The 18708-nt window shown below is 73.2% G+C and carries 16 protein-coding genes; 12 read left to right on the forward strand and 4 right to left on the reverse strand.

Going from position 1 to position 18708, the window contains the following annotated elements; genetic code table 11:
- Positions 1-75 precede the first annotated feature (75 nt).
- The 7 genes from ACIPXB_RS15380 (at position 76) to metK (ending at position 6406) form a co-directional block, all read left to right on the forward strand.
- Positions 76-1185, forward strand: coding sequence for a quinone-dependent dihydroorotate dehydrogenase (locus ACIPXB_RS15380; RefSeq protein ID WP_401449341.1), 1110 nt, complete (start codon positions 76-78; stop codon positions 1183-1185).
- On the forward strand, positions 1182-2021 hold the full coding sequence (gene pyrF, locus ACIPXB_RS15385) for an orotidine-5'-phosphate decarboxylase (RefSeq protein WP_401449344.1): 840 nt from the start codon (positions 1182-1184) through the stop codon (positions 2019-2021). The genes ACIPXB_RS15380 and pyrF overlap by 4 nt, the downstream gene beginning before the upstream one ends.
- 394 nt (positions 2022-2415) lie before the next feature.
- Positions 2416-2739 (forward strand): integration host factor, encoded by a 324-nt coding sequence (locus ACIPXB_RS15390; protein WP_366002949.1) that lies wholly within the window; start codon positions 2416-2418, stop codon positions 2737-2739.
- A gap of 61 nt (positions 2740-2800) precedes the next feature.
- Complete coding sequence (gmk, locus tag ACIPXB_RS15395) at positions 2801-3364, forward strand: guanylate kinase (protein ID WP_401449348.1); 564 nt, start codon at positions 2801-2803, stop codon at positions 3362-3364.
- Between the two features lie 28 nt (positions 3365-3392).
- Positions 3393-3665, forward strand: coding sequence for a DNA-directed RNA polymerase subunit omega (rpoZ, locus tag ACIPXB_RS15400; RefSeq protein ID WP_004948662.1), 273 nt, complete (start codon positions 3393-3395; stop codon positions 3663-3665).
- Between the two features lie 118 nt (positions 3666-3783).
- Positions 3784-5001 carry a bifunctional phosphopantothenoylcysteine decarboxylase/phosphopantothenate--cysteine ligase CoaBC gene (gene coaBC / locus ACIPXB_RS15405; protein ID WP_401449351.1) on the forward strand — a complete coding sequence of 406 codons (1218 nt, stop codon included), beginning with the start codon at positions 3784-3786 and terminating at the stop codon, positions 4999-5001.
- 196 nt (positions 5002-5197) lie between these two features.
- Complete coding sequence (gene metK, locus ACIPXB_RS15410; protein WP_401449354.1) at positions 5198-6406, forward strand: methionine adenosyltransferase; 1209 nt, start codon at positions 5198-5200, stop codon at positions 6404-6406.
- A 100-nt stretch (positions 6407-6506) separates the two neighbouring features.
- On the opposite strand, the gene ACIPXB_RS15415 is transcribed toward metK, so the two are convergent.
- Positions 6507-7304, reverse strand: a complete 798-nt coding sequence (locus tag ACIPXB_RS15415; RefSeq protein ID WP_401449357.1) for a maleylpyruvate isomerase family mycothiol-dependent enzyme — start codon at positions 7302-7304, stop codon at positions 6507-6509.
- Between the two features lie 109 nt (positions 7305-7413).
- On the opposite strand from ACIPXB_RS15415, the gene ACIPXB_RS15420 reads away from it, so the two are divergent.
- Positions 7414-9546 (forward strand): primosomal protein N', encoded by a 2133-nt coding sequence (locus ACIPXB_RS15420; protein WP_401449360.1) that lies wholly within the window; start codon positions 7414-7416, stop codon positions 9544-9546.
- A gap of 107 nt (positions 9547-9653) precedes the next feature.
- Here ACIPXB_RS15420 and ACIPXB_RS15425 read toward each other — a convergent pair whose 3' ends face one another.
- Positions 9654-10157, reverse strand: coding sequence for a hypothetical protein (locus ACIPXB_RS15425; RefSeq protein ID WP_401449363.1), 504 nt, complete (start codon positions 10155-10157; stop codon positions 9654-9656).
- A gap of 360 nt (positions 10158-10517) precedes the next feature.
- Here ACIPXB_RS15425 and fmt point away from each other — a divergent pair, with 360 nt between their 5' ends.
- Both fmt and ACIPXB_RS15435 read left to right on the forward strand, forming a co-directional pair.
- Entirely contained in the window at positions 10518-11462 is a 945-nt protein-coding gene (fmt, locus tag ACIPXB_RS15430) for a methionyl-tRNA formyltransferase (RefSeq protein ID WP_401449366.1), read from the forward strand.
- Between the two features lie 106 nt (positions 11463-11568).
- Entirely contained in the window at positions 11569-13017 is a 1449-nt protein-coding gene (locus tag ACIPXB_RS15435; protein ID WP_401449369.1) for an RsmB/NOP family class I SAM-dependent RNA methyltransferase, read from the forward strand.
- 66 nt (positions 13018-13083) lie between these two features.
- Here ACIPXB_RS15435 and ACIPXB_RS15440 read toward each other — a convergent pair whose 3' ends face one another.
- On the reverse strand, positions 13084-13548 hold the full coding sequence (locus ACIPXB_RS15440) for a hypothetical protein (RefSeq protein ID WP_401449372.1): 465 nt from the start codon (positions 13546-13548) through the stop codon (positions 13084-13086).
- Between the two features lie 4 nt (positions 13549-13552).
- Positions 13553-16417 carry a phosphotransferase gene (locus ACIPXB_RS15445; RefSeq protein ID WP_401449375.1) on the reverse strand — a complete coding sequence of 955 codons (2865 nt, stop codon included), beginning with the start codon at positions 16415-16417 and terminating at the stop codon, positions 13553-13555.
- Positions 16418-16762: 345 nt separating this feature from the next.
- On the opposite strand from ACIPXB_RS15445, the gene rpe reads away from it, so the two are divergent.
- Both rpe and ACIPXB_RS15455 read left to right on the forward strand, forming a co-directional pair.
- Positions 16763-17449, forward strand: a complete 687-nt coding sequence (gene rpe, locus ACIPXB_RS15450; protein ID WP_401449378.1) for a ribulose-phosphate 3-epimerase — start codon at positions 16763-16765, stop codon at positions 17447-17449.
- A gap of 143 nt (positions 17450-17592) precedes the next feature.
- Positions 17593-18606 carry a sugar-binding transcriptional regulator gene (locus ACIPXB_RS15455; RefSeq protein ID WP_401449624.1) on the forward strand — a complete coding sequence of 338 codons (1014 nt, stop codon included), beginning with the start codon at positions 17593-17595 and terminating at the stop codon, positions 18604-18606.
- Positions 18607-18708: the final 102 nt, after the last annotated feature.

Raw genomic sequence — 18708 nt, forward strand, 5'->3', positions numbered from 1 at the left:
CCGTCCGAGCAGGGGGACACCGGTTTCACGACGGGTGTCCCCCTTCTCATGAGTGCACAAGGGATATTCCGGACGATGTACAAGCTCTTCTTCCACCTGGTCTTCAAGCGGATGGACCCGGAGGCCGCCCACCACCTGGCCTTCCGCTGGATCCGCCTGGCCGCCCGCACACCGGTCCTGCGCACCTTCGTGGCCGCGGTCCTCGCCCCGCGCCACAAGGAGCTGCGCACGGAGGCGCTGGGCCTGCGCATGCACGGCCCCTTCGGCCTCGCCGCCGGTTTCGACAAGAACGCCGTCGCCATCGACGGCATGTCCATGCTCGGCTTCGACCACGTCGAGATCGGCACCGTCACCGGCCAGGCCCAGCCCGGCAACCCCAGAAAGCGCCTCTTCCGGCTCGTCCCGGACCGCGCGCTGATCAACCGCATGGGCTTCAACAACGAGGGCTCCGCCGCCGTCGCCGAGCGCCTGGCCACCCGCCGCCCGGTCTTCCGGACGGTCGTCGGCGTCAACATCGGCAAGACCAAGGTGGTCCCGGAGGCCGAGGCCGCGGCGGACTACGTGCTCTCCACCGAGCGCCTCGCGCCGTACGCCGACTACCTGGTCGTCAACGTCTCCTCGCCCAACACCCCGGGCCTGCGCAACCTCCAGGCGACCGAGTCCCTGCGCCCGCTGCTGACCGCCGTGCGCGAGGCCGCCGACCGCACGGTCACCGACCGCCGGGTCCCGCTGCTGGTCAAGATCGCCCCCGACCTCGCGGGCGAGGACGTCGACGCGGTCGCCGACCTCGCCCTGGAGCTGGGCCTGGACGGCATCATCGCCACCAACACCACCATCGCCCGCGAGGGCCTGGGCCTGACGTCCGACCCGGCCCTGGTCCAGGAGACCGGCGGACTCTCCGGAGCCCCGGTCAAGGAGCGCTCCCTGGCGGTCCTGCGCCGCCTGTACGCCCGCGTGGGCGACCGGATGGTGCTGATCGGCGTCGGCGGCATCGAGAACGCCGAGGACGCCTGGCAGCGCATCCTGGCCGGGGCCACCCTGATCCAGGGCTACAGCGCCTTCATCTACGAGGGCCCCTGCTATGCGCGGGCGATGCACAAGGGCCTCGCCGCGCGCCTGGCCGCGAGCCCGTACGCCACGCTGGCCGAAGCGGTCGGCGCCGAGACCCGAAAGGCCGCGAAGTGACGACCCTGGAACCGTTCGGCAGCCGCCTGCGCTCCGCCATGGACTCCCGAGGCCCGCTCTGCGTCGGGATCGACCCGCACGCGGCCCTGCTCTCCTCCTGGGGCCTGGACGACGACGTCGCGGGCCTGGAGACGTTCTCGCGCACCGTGGTCGAGGCGCTGGCCGACTCCGTCGCGGTCTTCAAGCCGCAGGCCGCCTTCTTCGAGCGCTTCGGCTCCCGGGGCATCGCGGTCCTGGAGCGGACGGTGGCCGACGCCCGCGCCGCCGGCACGCTCGTGGTCATGGACGCCAAGCGCGGCGACATCGGCTCCACCATGGCCGCGTACGCCGAGACCTTCCTGCGCCCGGACGCCCCGCTGTTCTCCGACGCGCTCACCGTCTCGCCCTACCTCGGCTACGGCTCGCTGCGGCCGGCCGTCGAGCTGGCGCGCGCCTCCGGGGCGGGCCTGTTCGTGCTCGCGCTGACCTCCAACCCGGAGGGCGCCGAGGTCCAGCGGGCGGTGCGCGACGACGGCCGGACGATCGGCGCGACGATGCTGGCCCACCTGGCGGCGGAGAACGCCGGCGACACGCCGATGGGCTCCTTCGGTGCGGTCGTGGGCGCCACCCTGGGCGATCTGTCCTCCTTCGACCTGGACATCAACGGGCCGCTGCTGGCCCCCGGCATCGGGGCGCAGGGGGCGACCGCCGCCGACCTGCCGAAGGTCTTCGGCGCGGCGGTGCGCAACGTGGTCCCGAACGTCTCGCGCGGCGTGCTGCGGCACGGTCCGGACGTCGCCGCGCTGCGCGCGAGCGCCGCGGCCTTCGCCGAGGAGATCCGCGCGGCGGTCGCCTGACGGCGGACGCCGGTCGACTGGCGCCGGTCACCTGGCGCCGGTCGGCTGGCGGCGGTCGTCCGACGGCCGCCGCCCGGCCGCGGGCCGCTCGCGGCGCACGGATTTCCGTACCGCCGGAGCGTCCGCGGCACCGCGGACCGAACGGGCTGGCGAAAATCGGAGGGTCGAGACCGGACAAAACCCGGGTACTTTGTCCGTGATGTACGGTTCAGTGGAGGCTGACCAGGACTTTTCGTCCGTTCTCGCTGACTGGAGCGGCCATGGCCGCTAGTCTCCGACCAGAGCGAACGAGCAGAACTGCCGCACAACCGCTGTTCGCGCGCTCACCAGGTGTGGCGCCATGGGTTGCCCACCGGTCCGTATCCGACAGTTCGACATCCGAGGTGACGTAGGCGTGGCTCTTCCGCCCCTTACCCCTGAACAGCGCGCAGCCGCGCTCGAAAAGGCCGCCGCGGCTCGCCGGGAGCGGGCCGAGGTGAAGAATCGACTCAAGCACTCCGGTGCCTCCCTGCACGACGTCATCGAGCAGGGCCAGAAGAACGAGGTCATCGGCAAGATGAAGGTCTCCGCCCTGCTGGAGTCCCTGCCGGGCGTGGGCAAGGTCCGCGCCAAGCAGATCATGGAGCGCCTCGGCATCTCCGAGTCCCGGCGTGTCCGGGGTCTCGGCTCCAACCAGATCGCTTCCCTGGAGCGCGAGTTCGGCGGCAAGGCCGCCTGAGGCGTCGCCCGAAGTTCGTCCGGCGTTCTCAGGCAGTCCCTGGAACCTGGATAATCGCTTCATGGCAGCAGAGGTTCGTCCGCGGCTGACCGTGCTCTCCGGCCCCTCCGGGGTCGGCAAGAGCACGGTCGTCGCGCATATGCGCAAGGCCCACCCCGAGGTATGGCTCTCGGTGTCGGCCACCACCCGTAAACCGCGACCCGGTGAGCGGCACGGTGTCCACTACTTCTTCGTCACCGACGACGAATTCGACAAGCTGATCGCCAACGGCGAGCTGCTGGAGTGGGCGGAGTTCGCGGGCAACCGTTACGGCACCCCCCGTGCGGCCGTCCACGAGCGTCTCGACAGCGGCGAGCCCGTGCTGCTGGAGATCGACCTCCAGGGCGCCCGGCAGGTCCGGGAGTCCATGCCGGAGGCCCTCCTGGTCTTCCTCGCCCCGCCGAGCTGGGAGGAGCTGGTCCGCCGGCTCACCGGCCGGGGCACGGAGTCCCCGGAGGTCATCGAGCGCCGACTGGGCGCCGCCAAGGTCGAGCTCGCTGCCGAATCGGAGTTCGGCACCACCCTGGTCAACACCTCCGTCGAGGACGTGGCGCGTGAGCTGCTAGCCTTGATGGAAGTTGTTTGATCTTTTACCCATCTTCGGAAGGTAGAGCGTGTCCTCTTCCATCACCGCGCCCGAGGGCATCATCAACCCGCCGATCGACGAGCTGCTCGAGGCCACGGACTCGAAGTACAGCCTCGTGATCTACGCGGCCAAGCGCGCGCGTCAGATCAACGCGTACTACTCGCAGCTCGGTGAGGGCCTGCTCGAGTACGTCGGCCCGCTGGTGGACACCCACGTCCACGAGAAGCCGCTTTCGATCGCACTGCGCGAGATCAACGCGGGTCTGCTGACCTCCGAGGCCATCGAGGCCCCGGCCCAGTAAGGCACGGCATCCTTCATCACAGGCCCGGCAGCACCGCTGCCGGGCCTGTGGTGTGTCATAGGTACTCACGGGTACGCACACGTACGACGACAACCGACGAGCGGGAGCGGGAGACGCAGTGGACAAGCCGAAGGTCGTGCTGGGGGTCAGCGGTGGCATCGCCGCCTACAAGGCGTGCGAGCTGCTGCGCCGGCTGACCGAGTCCGGTCACGACGTACGGGTGGTGCCGACCGCCTCCTCGCTGCACTTCGTCGGGGAGGCCACGTGGGCCGCGCTCTCCGGCAACCCCGCCTCGACCGAGGTCTGGGAGACCGTCCACGAGGTCCCGCACGTGCGGATCGGCCAGGGCGCCGACCTCGTCGTCGTCGCCCCCGCGACCGCCGACCTGCTGGCCAAGGCGGCCCACGGCCTCGCCGACGACCTGCTGACCAACACCCTGCTCACGGCCCGCTGCCCGGTGGTCTTCGCGCCCGCCATGCACACCGAGATGTGGGAGCACCCGGCCACCCAGGAGAACGTCGCCACGCTGCGCCGCCGCGGCGCCGTCGTGATCGAGCCCGCCGTCGGCCGGCTGACCGGCAAGGACACCGGCAAGGGCCGGCTGCCCGAGCCGGAGGAGATCTACGAGGTCTGCCGCCACGTCCTGCGCCGCGGCCACGCCGCCCGGCCCGACCTGGCCGGACACCACGTCGTCGTCAGCGCGGGCGGCACCCGCGAGCCGCTGGACCCGGTGCGATTCCTGGGCAACCGTTCCTCCGGCAAGCAGGGGTACGCCCTGGCCCGTACCGCGGCCGCGCGCGGCGCCCGGGTCACCCTGGTCGCGGCCAACACCGCGCTGCCCGACCCCGCCGGGGTGGACGTCGTCCGCGTGGGCACGGCCGTCCAGCTGCGGGAGGCGGTGCTGAAGGCCGCCGCGGACGCCGACGCGGTGGTCATGGCGGCGGCCGTGGCGGACTTCCGGCCCGCCGAGTACGCCGAGGGGAAGATCAAGAAGAAGGACGGGCAGGAGCCGGCACCTGTCGCCCTCGTACGCAATCCGGACATCCTCGCCGAGATCTCGGCCGACCGGCCCCGGACCGGCCAGGTCGTGGTCGGCTTCGCCGCCGAGACCGACGACGTCCTGGCCAACGGCCGGGCCAAGCTGGTGCGCAAGGGCTGTGACCTGCTCGTCGTCAACGAGGTCGGCGAGCTGAAGACCTTCGGGTCGGAGGAGAACGAGGCTGTGATCCTCACCTCCGACGGAGCCGAAACGCCCGTACCCCATGGTTCGAAGGAAGCCCTGGCCGATGCCGTCTGGGACCAGGTCGCGCCCCGGCTGACGGCGCGACGCGCCTGAGGAAACGGCACTTTCCGGCGGACCCCGTGTGCGTCAGAATGGAGTGCCGCAGGTCACAAGGCTCCCAGAAGGCGAGACGGGTGGTCCCGTGGCCGGTCCTGACCGATAAACTGCATTCGGAATGTGACCGGGCGCAGCCCCCGGTACTGTTCCGCCAAATGATCAGCCAGCAGCCGCTGCAACCCCAGGGAGCGATGTGTCCCGCCGCCTGTTCACCTCGGAGTCCGTCACCGAGGGCCACCCCGACAAGATCGCTGACCAGATCAGCGACACGATCCTCGACGCCCTGCTGCGCGAGGACCCGACCTCCCGCGTCGCCGTCGAGACCCTGATCACCACCGGTCTCGTGCACATCGCGGGCGAGGTGACCACGAAGGCCTACGCGCCGATCGCGCAGCTCGTCCGCGAGAAGATCCTGGAGATCGGCTACGACTCCTCGAAGAAGGGCTTCGACGGCGCCTCCTGCGGCGTCTCGACGTCCATCGGCGCGCAGTCGCCCGACATCGCCCAGGGTGTCGACACGGCGTACGAGACCCGCGTCGAGGGTGACGAGGACGAGCTCGACCGTCAGGGTGCCGGCGACCAGGGCCTGATGTTCGGGTACGCCACCGACGAGACCCCGAACTTCATGCCGCTCCCGATCGAGCTGGCCCACCGCCTGTCGCGCCGGCTCTCCGAGGTGCGCAAGAACGGGACCATCCCGTACCTGCGCCCGGACGGCAAGACCCAGGTCACCATCGAGTATGACGGTGACAAGCCGGTCCGCCTCGACACGGTCGTCGTCTCCTCGCAGCACGCCTCCGACATCGACCTCGACTCGCTGCTCGCGCCCGACATCCGCGAGTTCGTCGTCGAGCACGTCCTCAAGCAGCTCGTCGAGGACGGCATCAAGCTGGACACCGACGGCTACCGCCTGCTGGTCAACCCGACCGGCCGCTTCGAGATCGGCGGCCCGATGGGCGACGCCGGCCTGACCGGCCGCAAGATCATCATCGACACGTACGGCGGCATGGCCCGGCACGGCGGCGGCGCCTTCTCCGGCAAGGACCCGTCCAAGGTCGACCGCTCGGCCGCCTACGCCATGCGCTGGGTCGCCAAGAACGTCGTGGCCGCCGGTCTCGCCGGCCGCTGCGAGGTCCAGGTCGCCTACGCGATCGGCAAGGCCGAGCCGGTGGGCCTGTTCGTCGAGACCTTCGGCACCGCCAAGGTGGACGTCGCCAAGATCGAGAACGCCATCGCCGAGGTCTTCGACCTCCGCCCCGCCGCGATCATCCGCGACCTCGACCTGCTGCGCCCGATCTACGCCCAGACCGCCGCGTACGGCCACTTCGGCCGTGAGCTGCCGGACTTCACCTGGGAGCGCACCGACCGCGTGGACGCGCTGCGCGCGGCCGCCGGCCTCTGAGCGGTACCGCGCCCGCCCCGGCGCACCCGTACGGCCCCGGACCTGCTGGTCCGGGGCCGTACGGCGTCCATACCGTTGCTCGAGGCCGGCGGTCGGCCGACTACTCCTCCGGCTCCCAGGCGCGGAGCAGGTCGAGCAGCCCTGCGTCTCCGTCGACGTGCAGGGAGCCGGCCGGGATGCGGTCGTACAGGTAGAGGACCAACTCACCGGCCGTGCCATGGACGGCGACGCCGGCCGCGTCCGAGTCCTCGCCGGTCGCGGCAGTGGGCGCGGGGATACGGGTCGAGCGTGCGCCGTCGCCGTCGACCGTGAGGCGCCAGGAGCGGCCCTCGGTGGCGTGGAAGTCGAAGGTCGTGGGCTTGTGCGGCCAGGCGCTGGGCGTCGCGACGCAGGTGAACAGGAACTCCTCCACACCGTCGAGCGCCACCTCGGCCGGCAGCGGCTGAGCGGCGCCTGCGGCGAGCCGGGCGTCGTAGGTGTGCACCGCGCTCTCCTGAACCCGGTGCCGGGCGACTCCGCCGGCGGTCCGCGGCGTCTGCAGGGCACTCCACCACGCCCAGCAGCCGGCGTCCGGGCCCGCCTCGCGCAGGGCGTTCAGCAGCAGCTGCGTCGACGCGGCGAGCCAGGCCAGCAGGGCCTCACGCTCCCGCGGCACCTCCAGAGCGGCGCGCGCGGCGGCGGCCTCGGCCGGGGGAGCGCCGGCCGGCCCCGCGCCGACGACGGCGGCCCAGAAACGGTCTCCCCCACCCAGGTGCTTCACCAGATCGGACAGCGTCCACCCGGGGCAGGTCGGCACCGGTGCGTCGAGACGGGGCGCGGCGGCGACCGCGGCGCGGAAGGCGGTCGACCGGTCATCGATCAGTCGCAGCAGCTCAGGGAACTCAAGATTCTTTTCCACTCCGGCTGTCTATCACCGTGCTCCGGTGACCGGACAGCGGTTTTCACCGTCGCCCCTGGGGCGGCCGGGAGGGGGCCGGCTGTCGGTGCCGTTTGGTAAGAATGCAGCTGTGAGCAGTGCGAACGATTCCGAACAGCGGGCCGGGGACGAGGGTCCGGGCGGTCCGCCGGAGCAGCTCGCGCTCATCCGGGAGATGGTCGCCGAGGCCAAGGCCAAGGCGCCCCGGGCCAAGCCGCGCACCTGGCGCGGGGCCGCGCTCGCCAAGGAGCTGCCGGTCGCGCGGATCCTGGTCAACAAGGGCGTGCTCCACCTGGACCAGCTGTGGGACTACGCCGTCCCCGAGGAGCTCTCCGAGGCCGCCCGGCCCGGCGTCCGGGTACGGGTCCGGTTCGGCGCCGGGGCCCACCAGGTGCACGGCGGCCGCCGCGAGGGCGGCGGGCTGATCGACGGGTTCGTCGTCGAGCGCCGCGCCGACACCGACTACAACGGCCCGCTGGCCGCCCTCGCCCACGTCGTCTCGCCCGAGGTCGTCCTCACCCCCGGGATGCTGGCCCTGGCCCGGGCCGTCGCCGACCGCTACGCCGGCTCCCTGGCCGACGTCCTCCAGCTGGCCCTGCCCCCGCGCAACGCCCGCGCCGAGGCCAAGCCCTCCCCGGAGCCGCTGCCCGCGCCCGCCGTGCCCGGACCGGGCGGCTGGTCGCGCTATCCGGCCGGGCCCGCCTTCCTGCGGGCCCTGGCCACCGGCGCCGCCCCGCGCGCGGTGTGGACCGCCCTGCCGGGCCCCGGCTGGGCCGACGAACTGGCCCGCGCGATGGCGGCCACCCTCGCCTCCGGGCGCGGCGCCCTGGCCGTGCTGCCCGACGGCCGCACCGCCGCCCGCGTCGACGCCGCCCTGACCGCGCTGGCCGGCGAGGGCCGGCACGCCCTGCTGACGGCCGAGTCCGGACCCGAGAAGCGCTACCGGCAGTGGCTCGCGGTCCACCGCGGCTCGGTCGGAGCCGTCATCGGCACCCGCGCGGCGATGTTCGCCCCCGTGCGCAACCTCGGCCTGGTCGCCGTCTGGGACGACGGGGACTCCAGCCACAGCGACGACAACGCGCCCTTCCCGCACGTGCGCGAGGTGCTGGAGCTGCGGGCGGTCAGCGAGGGCTGCGCCTTCCTGGCCGGCGGCACCAGCTGCACGGTGGAGGCCGCCCAGCTGGTCGAGTCCGGCTGGGCCCGGCCCGTCACCGCCGACCGCGAGACCGTACGGGCGGCCGCCCCGCGCATCCGCACCGTCGGCGACGAGCTGCTGGCCCGGGACGGGGCCGCCCGCGCCGCCCGGCTGCCGAGCCTGGCCTGGGAGACCGTACGCGAAGGACTCAAGGACGGGCCGGTGCTGGTCCAGGTGCCCCGGCGCGGGTACGCGCCCCGGCTGGCCTGCGAGCGCTGCCGCACCCCCGCCCGCTGCCGGACCTGCGCGGGACCGCTGGAGGCACCCGACGAGCGGGACCTGCGGTGCGGGTGGTGCGGGCGCGGCGAGCCGTCCTGGCACTGCGAGGAGTGCGGCTCCTTCCGGCTGCGTGCCCAGGTCGTCGGAGCCCGCCGTACCGCCGAGGAACTGGGCCGGGCCTTCCCGGCGGTGCCGGTGCGCACCTCGGGCCGTGACCACGTCCTCGACACCGTCCCCGACCGGCCCGCCCTGATCGTGTGCACCCCCGGCGCCGAACCGGTCGCCGAGGGCGCGGGCTACGCGGCCGGGCTGCTGCTCGACGGCTGGGCCATGCTCGGCCGCCCCGACCTGCGGGCCGGCGAGGACGCACTGCGCCGCTGGATCGCCGCGGCCTCCCTGGTGCGCGGCGAGGGGCAGGTCGTGGTGGTCGCCGAGCCGACGCTGCGGCCGGTGCAGGCCCTGGTGCGCTGGGACCCGGTCGGGCACGCCGTGCGCGAGCTCGCCGAGCGCGCGCAGCTCGGCTTTCCGCCGGTCTCCCGGATGGCGTCGGTCGCCGGCCGGCCCGAGGCGCTCGCCTCGTTCCTGGCCTCCGTCGAACTGCCGCCGGACGCCGAGGTGCTGGGCCCGGTGCCGGTGCCGGGCCGGCGCGGCGAGCCCTCCCCGGGCGAGCGGGCCCTGGTCCGGGTTCCGCCGGGCAGCGGCGCCGCGCTGGCGGCCGCCCTCAAGTCCGCCCAGGCCGCGCGGCTCGCCCGCGGGCTCCCGGCCGCCGAGGCGGTCCGGGTCCGTATCGATCCGCTGGACATCGGCTGACGCCACGGGTGGACATCGGCCGGCGAACCGGGCCGGCGGCATGAAGGAGCCGCCCGGTGCCGGGGGAGGGCGCCGGGCGGCCTGGGAACAGCGGTGGCCGGAGCGGGTCAGCCGTTGCGGGGCCCGGGGAAGACCGCCGGGCGGGACGTGGCCTCCTCGCGCAGCGGCTGCGGCGGCACCGTGCGGGCGGCCGGCACCGTGGACATCGGCAGCGGTCGGGTCGTGGTGCCCTCGGCCAGCGGCTCCGTGCTCTCCGCGGCCTGCGCGCGGCGCGCGCCGTACCGGCGGTGCACGGCCTGCTTGGTGACCCCGAGCGCGGAGCCGACGGCGTCCCACGAGAAGCCGAGCGAGCGGTCGAAGTCCACCGCGGCGGTGACCAGGGTCTCGACGCTGTCCCGCAGCTCCTGGGCGAGGCGGACGGTGGGGGCGGGCGCGCGGCCGTAGACGACGAACCCCGTGGAGGGACCGGAGCGGCGCGGACGGTACACGTTGCCGAGCTGGGCGGTGAGCGTACGCAGAGCATCCACCTGTCGGCGGACCCGCTCGATGTCCCGCACCAGGAGGTGCAGGCTGGCCCGCGCTTGGGCGTCGTGGGTGGCGTGGTCGGCCATGAAGAAGCCTCTCGAACCGGTGCTGAAGAGCGGATCGGGCCGCACACACCGTTCAATCGCGGCCCGTTTCGGTCAATCTCTCTTGACCAACGCTCCATGCGGCAAGGAAGTCACGCACCGGGGGCGTGACGGCATATGCGAGAGGCGCGTGGGTGTGCGTACGCCCCCCGCCGCTGCCCCGGAGAGCAGTTACCCCGGCCTGTGGTAGTTTCGACACGCCCCGTGAGGGGTCGGTTCGGGCTGGACCGCAATCTTCGGGTTGGAAGCCCGCCGCGTGAGCGGTGGGTGGAGTCACAGACTGGTGCGCTGCTGGCAGCCCTCGTGGCCTCCACAGAAGCCCCAGAAACGAGGTAGACCCCAGTGAAGCTCGTCTTCGCCGGCACCCCCGAGGTCGCCGTGCCCGCCCTGGACGCCCTCATCGCCTCCGGGCGGCACGAGGTCGCCGCCGTCGTCACCCGGCCCGACGCCCCCGCCGGCCGCGGCCGGCGGCTGGTCGCCAGCCCGGTCGCCGAGCGCGCCCTGGAGGCCGGTATCGAGGTCCTCAGGCCCGCCCGGCCGCGCGACCCCGAATTCCAGGAGCGGCTGCGCGAGATCGCCCCGGACTGCTGCCCGGTCGTCGCCTACGGCGCCCTGATCCCCAAGACCGCCCTGGACATCCCGCGCCTGGGCTGGGTCAACCTGCACTTCTCGCTGCTGCCCGCCTGGCGCGGCGCCGCGCCCGTGCAGCACTCGATCATGGCGGGCGACGCCGTGACCGGCGCGTCCACCTTCCTCATCGAGGAGGGCCTGGACTCCGGGCCCGTGTACGGGGTGCTGACGGAGGACGTCCGCCCCACCGACACCAGCGGCGACCTGCTGACCCGGCTCGCCTTCGCCGGCGCCGGGCTGCTGTCCGCCACCATGGACGGCATCGAGGACGGCACGCTGCGCGCCGTCGAGCAGCCCGCCGACGGCGTCTCGCACGCCCCGAAGATCACCGTCGAGGACGCCCGGGTGGACTGGACCGCTCCGGCGCTCCGCGCCGACCGGGTCGTACGCGGCTGCACCCCGGCGCCCGGCGCCTGGACCGTCTTCCGCGGCGAGCGCCTGAAGCTGATCTCCGTGGGCCTGGTGCCCGACCGCACGGACCTGGCGCCCGGCGAGCTGGCCCCGGCCAAGAACCACGTCCACGTCGGCACCGGCTCGCACGCCGTCGAGCTGCTGTGGGTGCAGCCGCAGGGCAAGAAGCCGATGGCCGGGGCGGACTGGGCGCGCGGGGTCCGGATCGCCCCCGGCGAGCGGCTGGGCGCGACGGACGTAGGCTGACCGTAGCGGCATCCCCGCGCACCCGACCGCACCCCACCTCCCGTACGTCCCTCGCATTCCAGCGCACTCGGGCTTGAGCAGCCCATACTCCCGGAGCACCTTTCACGTGAGCGAACAGCCCCGTCGCAGCGGCCCGCCGAAGCAGGCCAAGCCGCACCGCAGGCCCAAGAAGGACCCCGTCCGGATCCTCGCCTTCGAGGTCCTGCGGGCCGTGGACGAGCGCGACGCGTACGCGAACCTGGTCCTCCCGCCGCTGCTGCGCAAAGCCCGCCAGGACGAGAACTTCCAGGCGCGCGACGCGGCGCTGGCGACCGAGCTCGTGTACGGGACGCTGCGCCGCCAGGGCACCTACGACGCGATCATCGCCGCCTGCATCGACCGGCCGCTGCGCGAGGTGGACCCGCCGGTGCTGGACGTGCTCTCGCTCGGCGCGCACCAGCTGCTGGGCACCCGGATCCCGCCGCACGCGGCGGTGTCGGCGAGCGTCGAGCTCGCCCGGGTGGTGCTCGGCGACGGGCGCGCGAAGTTCGTCAACGCCGTCCTGCGCAAGATCGCGGCGCAGGACCTGGACGCCTGGGTGGCGCAGGTCGCGCCGCCGTACGAGGACGACGCCGAGGACCACCTCGCGGTCGTCCACTCGCATCCGCGCTGGGTCGTCTCCGCGCTGTGGGACTCCCTGGGCGGCGGCCGGGCCGGTATCGAGGACCTGCTGGAGGCCGACAACGAGCGGCCGGAGGTCACGCTGGTGGCCCGCCCCGGCCGGTCCACCCCACAGGAGCTGCTGGCCGCCGTCGGGGAGGAGTCGGCCCTGCCCGGCCGCTGGTCGCCGTACGCCGTCCGGCTCGCCGAGGGCGGTGAGCCGGGCGCCCTGGAGGCGGTCCGCGAGGGCCGCGCGGGCGTCCAGGACGAGGGCAGCCAGCTGGTCGCCATCGCCCTGGCGAACGTACCGGTGGAGGGCCGCGACGCGCGCTGGCTGGACGGCTGCGCGGGGCCGGGCGGCAAGGCGGCCCTGCTGGGCGCGCTGGCCGCCGAGCGGGGCGCGTTCCTGCTCGCCTCGGAGAAGCAGCCGCACCGGGCCCGCCTCGTCGAGCGGGCGCTGGCGGGCAACCCCGGCCCGTACCAGGTCATCACGGCGGACGGCACCCGTCCGCCGTGGCAGCCGGGCTCCTTCGACCGGGTCCTGATGGACGTGCCGTGCACGGGCCTGGGCGCCCTGCGCCGGCGCCCCGAGGCCCGCTGGCGCCGCCGGCCCGAGGACCTGGACGGCTTCTCGCCGCTCCAGCGCGCCCTGCTGCGCGAGGCGCTGTCAGCGGTGCGCGTGGGCGGCGTGGTCGGCTACGCGACCTGTTCCCCGCACCTGGCGGAGACCCGGGTCGTCGTCGAGGACGTCCTCAAGGGCCGCGGCGGCCAGGAGCCGGTGGCCGCCGAACTCGTCGACGCCCGGCCGTACCTGCCCGGGGTCCCGGCGCTGGGCGACGGCCCGGACATCCAGCTGTGGCCGCACCTGCACGGCACGGACGCGATGTACCTGGCGCTGCTGCGCCGTACCGCCTGAGGACTGCCCGAACAGCACCGTGGTGCGGTCCCGCGCCGGCGGGACCGCACCACGGTGCGGGCGGGGTCAGAGGTTGGTCTGGCCGCGCCGCAGCGGAAGCAGCCGTTCCTGCTCGCCGTTGCCGTCGTGCCAGCTGAGGTGGACCGTGAACCGGCGCGCGCCGCGGTGGGCGGAGGCGACGGGGAGCCACGGGACCGGGTAGCGGCCGTCCTTGTCGAGGCGCGCGATCGGGAACTCCTCGGGCGGGCTGTCCGCGAGCTCCACGACGCCCCCGCCCTCGGTGTCCTTGACCACGATCCCGACCCGCTCGGCGGGCGCCGGGCCGTGGTTCCAGATCACCAGGTGGTAGCCGGCCTGGCGGATCGAGCCGTCGGGCAGTTTGATCTTGGCGAAGTCGGAGGTGCGGTGGAAGTACGCGGTCACCTGCGCCTCCAGGACCTCCCGCTTGCGGTTGCGGTGCTGGACGTAGGCGGTGATCGCCGACAGGACGAGCGCGGCGAGCGCGATCACGGTGCCTATCCACGCGTTCATACGGTCATGAGCCTTCCGTGACGAGGGCGCTCCAACGGTGCCACAGGGCGGACGTCACCACCGTACTCAGCGTGAGCGCGAACTGGCGCTGGGATACCTCCATCGTCGAGTAGCGCACCATCGGGATCAACGCCCCGGCGAGCGCGAGGTGGTACTCCGCCATCTCGATCGGCCAGTGCCCCTGGCCGCAGCCGACCGCGACCTCCCGGATCTTCCGGGTGGCTTCGAGGACGAGCCGCTCGTTCGCGGTCAGTTCCTGCTCCTTGGGCACCCGCGGCAGCAGGTCCGGGGCCTCGGGCGGCGCGGGCACCGTGCGCGCGAGCGGTTCGGCGACCCAGGACGCGATCCGGGCCGCGGCGTCCTCGTCCCAGGTGAACACCTGGCACAACAGGCTCGCCTCCAGCCGGGCGAAGTCCTTGCACACGTGGCCGTAGTGCGCGCTCTCGAAGTCGATCAGCACCGGCTTGGGCAGCTCGCCGCCCAGGGTGCACAGCACGTTGTCCAGGTGCAGGTCGCCGTGGGACAGCGCGAGGGTGGTGTCGAAGTCGAGCAGGCCGATCCGGAAGGAGTTGATGATGTCCTCGAAGGCGCCGCCGCCACGCTCGGCCAGCTCGGTGGCGAACCACAGCGGGTTGACCGCCTCGACCCCGGGCAGGCAGCCCATGGCCTTCTTCAGGCCGGGCGCCGACGCGGCCCAGGTGGCCTCCCTCACGCTCGGGTCCAGCGGCATGCCGAGCGCGGCCCGTACGTCGTCGTTGGCCAGCGCGGCCATCTCGGTCGCCGCCCAGCTCGACGGCGACTGCTTGTTCGGGGCCGGGGCCGGGCGGAAGACCGGGTACTCGGCGCGCAGGTCCAGGCGGTCGCGGCGGCTGTGGGCGAGCCAGGGCCGCATGTTGGTCAGCAGCAGCCGGTCGATGACCTTGACGGCGCGTTCGGGGGAAGCGGTCCGGATCCACCCGCTGAGGGTGTGCGGGACCTCGCCCTCCTCGAAGGCGTACGCCGTCTCGATGGCGCGCATCGGTTCGCCGTTGTCGCCGAGGTACATCTCCATGGCGTGTGATTCGCACTTGCTGGGCCGGTTGTTGGGGTGGAGCCGCTCGGCGTACTCCGTGAAGTTGCGCACCTCCCGCAGCACCTTGTCGCGCTGGTCGACCTTGAGGACGGACTGCGGGCCGTAGCGGTTGGTGAGCAGGTAGGTGGGCATCCGGCGGCCCTCGAAGAGCTTGCCGTGCACGGTGACGACCTGGCCGGGGGACAGGCCCTGGGCGACGGCCGCCTGCAGGACGGGTGAGGGGATCCGCAGCCGGCCGGCGCTGTCGCTGGTGATGGCCGTGGAGCGGAAGTCGGCGGTGCTCTCGTACGCCCAGGGGTTGTTCGCGATGCGGACCTTGCCGGCCGCCGCCATCAGCGCGCTGACGTCGCGCGTCCAGGCCTCCCGGTCGGTGTCCCTGCGCGGGTCGGTGGAGCGGTCGAAGATCGTGTCGATGAGCCAGTGCGCGCAGGTCTCGTCCCAGCCGGCGACGGAGGCCAGCGCGAAGCAGGCGCCGTTGCGGTCGTCGGCGTTCTGCCAGTGCCGCAGGAGGATCTCGGGCCAGGTCACGCGGTAGGCGGTGACGGGACGGCCGTCGGCGCCCCGGCTGTTCACGCGCGGGTCGCGGTCGCTGTCCTGGGGCAGGACCGGGTTGGGGCCGGACTGGCTCAGCCAGGTGCCGACGGATTCGAGGGCGAACTCCCGCAGCCTGCCGTACTGGTCGAGGAAGACCGGCGGGACCTCGTGGGCGACGCGGACCAGGATCTCCGCGCAGTCGAGGATGAGGTCACGGGCCGAGTCCAGGTACTTCAGGTCGCTGTTGGTGAAGGAGCGCAGGTAGCCGACCAGGTCGTTGAGGACCTGCGGCCGGTTGGTGGGGAAGCCGTTGGGCATCCGCCACATCCAGTGGTTGGCGGTGGCCGAGATCAGCCAGCGGCGGCGGCGTTCCTCCAGGATCTTCGACTTGCCGGCGAAGCCGCGCATGTCCTGGGCGAAGTTGTGCAGCTCGGCGCGCTCGGTGGGCAGGCCCTGCGGCAGCAGCTCGGCCACCGCGCGGACGTCCTCGCGGTAGTGCCTGCCCAGCTCCCGGCCGAAACCGCCGTGATGACCGCTGACCTCGTCGAAATACGCGAAGAGGGCCTCGCTGCGCTCCTCCACCGCCGCCCGGTCGGAGGTCCAGCGCGCGGACAGCAGGTGCACCAGGTCGCGTGTCGACTCGGGGCCGCTCTCCTCCACGACGGCGACGGCGGAGGGGGAGGCGGAGGAGGAGGGGGGCAGGTCCACGTGCACCGCGGCGGCCTCGTCGGGCTCGTCGCCCACGTCGGTGCCCAACGGTTCGTCGAGCGGGTCGAGGATGCCGAGACCGATGGGCCCGCCGGGGCCGGGCGAGCCGGCGGGGGCGGTGACCACGGGCGAGCCGGCGGCCACGTCCCCCGGTTCCTCCGGGGGAATGATCTCGGCGAGGTCGCAGATGGCCCGCTCCAGGTGCGGGGGTACCTCCCGCACGGGCATGCCCCCGTTGTTGCGCAGGATGGCGCGGCCGAAGGCGACCGCCCTCTCGATCTTCTCGCGCTCCTGGACGGTGGCGTAGTCGCCGGCGCCTTCCAGGACCAGCAGCGCGACCTGGGCCGTCGCCACGGCCTCCTTCTCCAGGCCCTTCGCGGCGACCTCCTTCGCCATGCCGTTGAGGCCGAGGCCCAGCAGGTAGCGGCCGTGGGGGTCCTGGCCGGCCTGCTGTAAGAACTCGTAGGCGCGGGCCAGATTCCGGGCGGACAGCCGGACACCCGCCGAACAGGACTGTGCGCTCGGGTACCTCGCCCCCACGGGGTAGGGGAACATCGCGCGAGCCCAGGCGAGATGCAGGGTTATGTCCAACTCGCCGTACCTCCATGACCGTTGTGACGTGGATCTCAGGAGGGGGCAACGCTAGTGGGGTACAGGTCGTCCGGAGGCGGCTTCGCGCCAAGCGCCCCCCGGCGCACAAGGCGCATGAGGCGCGTCACGGGGGCGCGCACCCGGCGTACGGCCGCAATCGCCGGCCCGGCCGTAACCGCCGGTATCGGATGCCTCAGTATTGGTGAACAGTCCAGCTGAATTCATGCAGGACTGCTACGATGTCACCGTTCCGTTCCGGACACCCGGGGTCGGGTCGGGAACCGGCCCGGGGCATGGCACGCTTGGGGCATGGCCGTTCAGATCAATCCCAGCATCCTGTCCGCGGATTTCGCGCGACTCGCCGACGAGGCGAAGGCAGTCGAGGGCGCCGACTGGCTGCACGTCGACGTCATGGACAACCACTTCGTCCCGAACCTCACGCTCGGCATGCCGATCGTGGAGTCGCTCAGCCGCGCCACGGACATTCCGCTGGACCTGCATCTGATGATCGCGGACCCGGACCGCTGGGCCCCGCAGTACGTGGAGGCGGGCGCCGGCTCGGTCACCTTCCACGCCGAGGCCGCGGGCGCGCCCGTACGGCTGGCGCGCGAGATCCGCGCCAAGGGGGCTCGGGCGTCCATGGCCCTCAAGCCCGCCACGCCGATCGAGCAGTACGAGGACATCCTCCCCGAGCTCGACATGCTGCTGATCATGACCGTGGAACCCGGCTTCGGCGGCCAGCCGTTCCTGGACGTGATGCTGCCCAAGATCCGCCGCACCCGCGAGCTGATCGCCAAGCACGGACTGGAGCTGTGGCTCCAGGTCGACGGCGGGGTCTCGGCCTCGACGATCGAGCGCTGCGCCGAGGCCGGAGCCGACGTCTTCGTCGCCGGCAGCGCGGTCTACGGGGCGGTCGACCCGGCCGCCGCGGTGCGCACGCTGCGCGAGCAGGCGGGCGCGGCGATCGCCGCCGCACCGTGGGCCTGCGACCACTGAGGCACAGGAGGCGCCCTTGCGCGAAACCTCGGTGAACAGCTCGGAGAACGGACCTGTCCGGGCTGATCAACGGCCGCCGGATCTGACAGGATGAACGGCGAGTCGAGAGTGTGAACAGCAGTGAGGAGAACGCGGTGTCTGCAATGTCGGCGGGACGGTCAGCCCTGCGGATGGGACCCGCGGAGCTGGTGCAGGCGGCGGCCATGGCCCGCCGCTTCTACCTCGAGGGCAAGTCCAAGATCCAGATCGCCGAGGAGTTCGGCGTGAGCCGCTTCAAGGTGGCCCGGGTCCTGGAGACCGCGCTCGAGCGGGATCTCGTACGCATCGAGATCCGGGTGCCGGCCGAGCTCGACGCGGAGCGCTCCGACGCGCTGCGCGCCCGGTACGGGCTGCGCCACGCGGTCGTCGTGGAGTCCCCGGCCGACGCGACCGATGACGCGCCGGACCCGGAGAACCTCGGCGCGGTCGCCGCGGACCTGCTGGGCGAGCTGGTCAACGAGGGCGATGTGCTGGGCCTGGCGTGGGGCCGGTCGACCATCCACATGGCGGCCGCCCTGCACCGGCTGCCGCCGTGCACGGTGGTCCAGCTGACCGGCGTCTACGACGCGGGGACGGCGGAGCGCGGGTCGGTGGAGGCCGTACGCCGCGCCGCGCAGGTCTCGGGCGGCGACGCGCACCCGATCTACGCCCCGATGCTGCTGCCGGACCCGGCGACGGCCGCCGCGCTGCGCAGCCAGACGGGGATCGCGCGGGCCTTCGAGTACTTCGACAAGGTCACCGTCGCGGCGGTCTCGATCGGCTCCTGGGAGCCGGGCATCTCCACCGTGCACGACATGCTGACCGACGAGGAGCGCGGCCACTACGCCTCGCTGGGCGTCGCCGCCGAGATGTCGGCGCACCTCTTCGACGCGCAGGGCCGCCGGGTCGGCCGGGACCTCGGCGAGCGCTGCATCACGGTCGAGGCGGACCGGCTGCGCCGGATCCCCGAGGTCGTGGCGATCGCGGGCGGGCTGCGCAAGGCGTCGGCGATCGGCGCGGTGCTGCGGTCGGGCCTCGTGACGAGCCTGGTGACGGACACGGCGGCGGCGGACTACCTGCTGACCGAGTCCGAGCCGGGCCTGCGGCCGGCGCTGGAGCGGGCCGACCCCGACGAGTAGCCGTCGGCGCGCCGGGCGGCGCGCCCGGCCTCTCCGGCCTGTCTGGATTGCCTGGCCTCTCCGGGTAAGGGTGATTCGCGTACCGAGGTGATGTTTGGCACG

The sequence above is a fragment of the Streptomyces sp. NPDC090022 genome (assembly GCF_044748145.1).
Taxonomy (GTDB): Bacteria; Actinomycetota; Actinomycetes; order Streptomycetales; family Streptomycetaceae; genus Streptomyces.

Excerpts from the sequence above, each read along its gene's own strand:
- gmk (WP_401449348.1), top strand. The coding sequence starts at position 2,801 with ATGGCAGCAGAGGTTCGTCCGCGGCTGACCGTGCTCTCCGGCCCCTCC.
- ACIPXB_RS15380 (WP_401449341.1), top strand. The coding sequence starts at position 76 with ATGTACAAGCTCTTCTTCCACCTGGTCTTCAAGCGGATGGACCCGGAG.
- ACIPXB_RS15425 (WP_401449363.1), bottom strand. The coding sequence starts at position 10,157 with ATGGCCGACCACGCCACCCACGACGCCCAAGCGCGGGCCAGCCTGCAC.
- rpe (WP_401449378.1), top strand. The coding sequence starts at position 16,763 with ATGGCCGTTCAGATCAATCCCAGCATCCTGTCCGCGGATTTCGCGCGA.
- ACIPXB_RS15445 (WP_401449375.1), bottom strand. The coding sequence starts at position 16,417 with ATGTTCCCCTACCCCGTGGGGGCGAGGTACCCGAGCGCACAGTCCTGT.
- ACIPXB_RS15455 (WP_401449624.1), top strand. The coding sequence starts at position 17,593 with ATGTCGGCGGGACGGTCAGCCCTGCGGATGGGACCCGCGGAGCTGGTG.
- ACIPXB_RS15440 (WP_401449372.1), bottom strand. The coding sequence starts at position 13,548 with ATGAACGCGTGGATAGGCACCGTGATCGCGCTCGCCGCGCTCGTCCTG.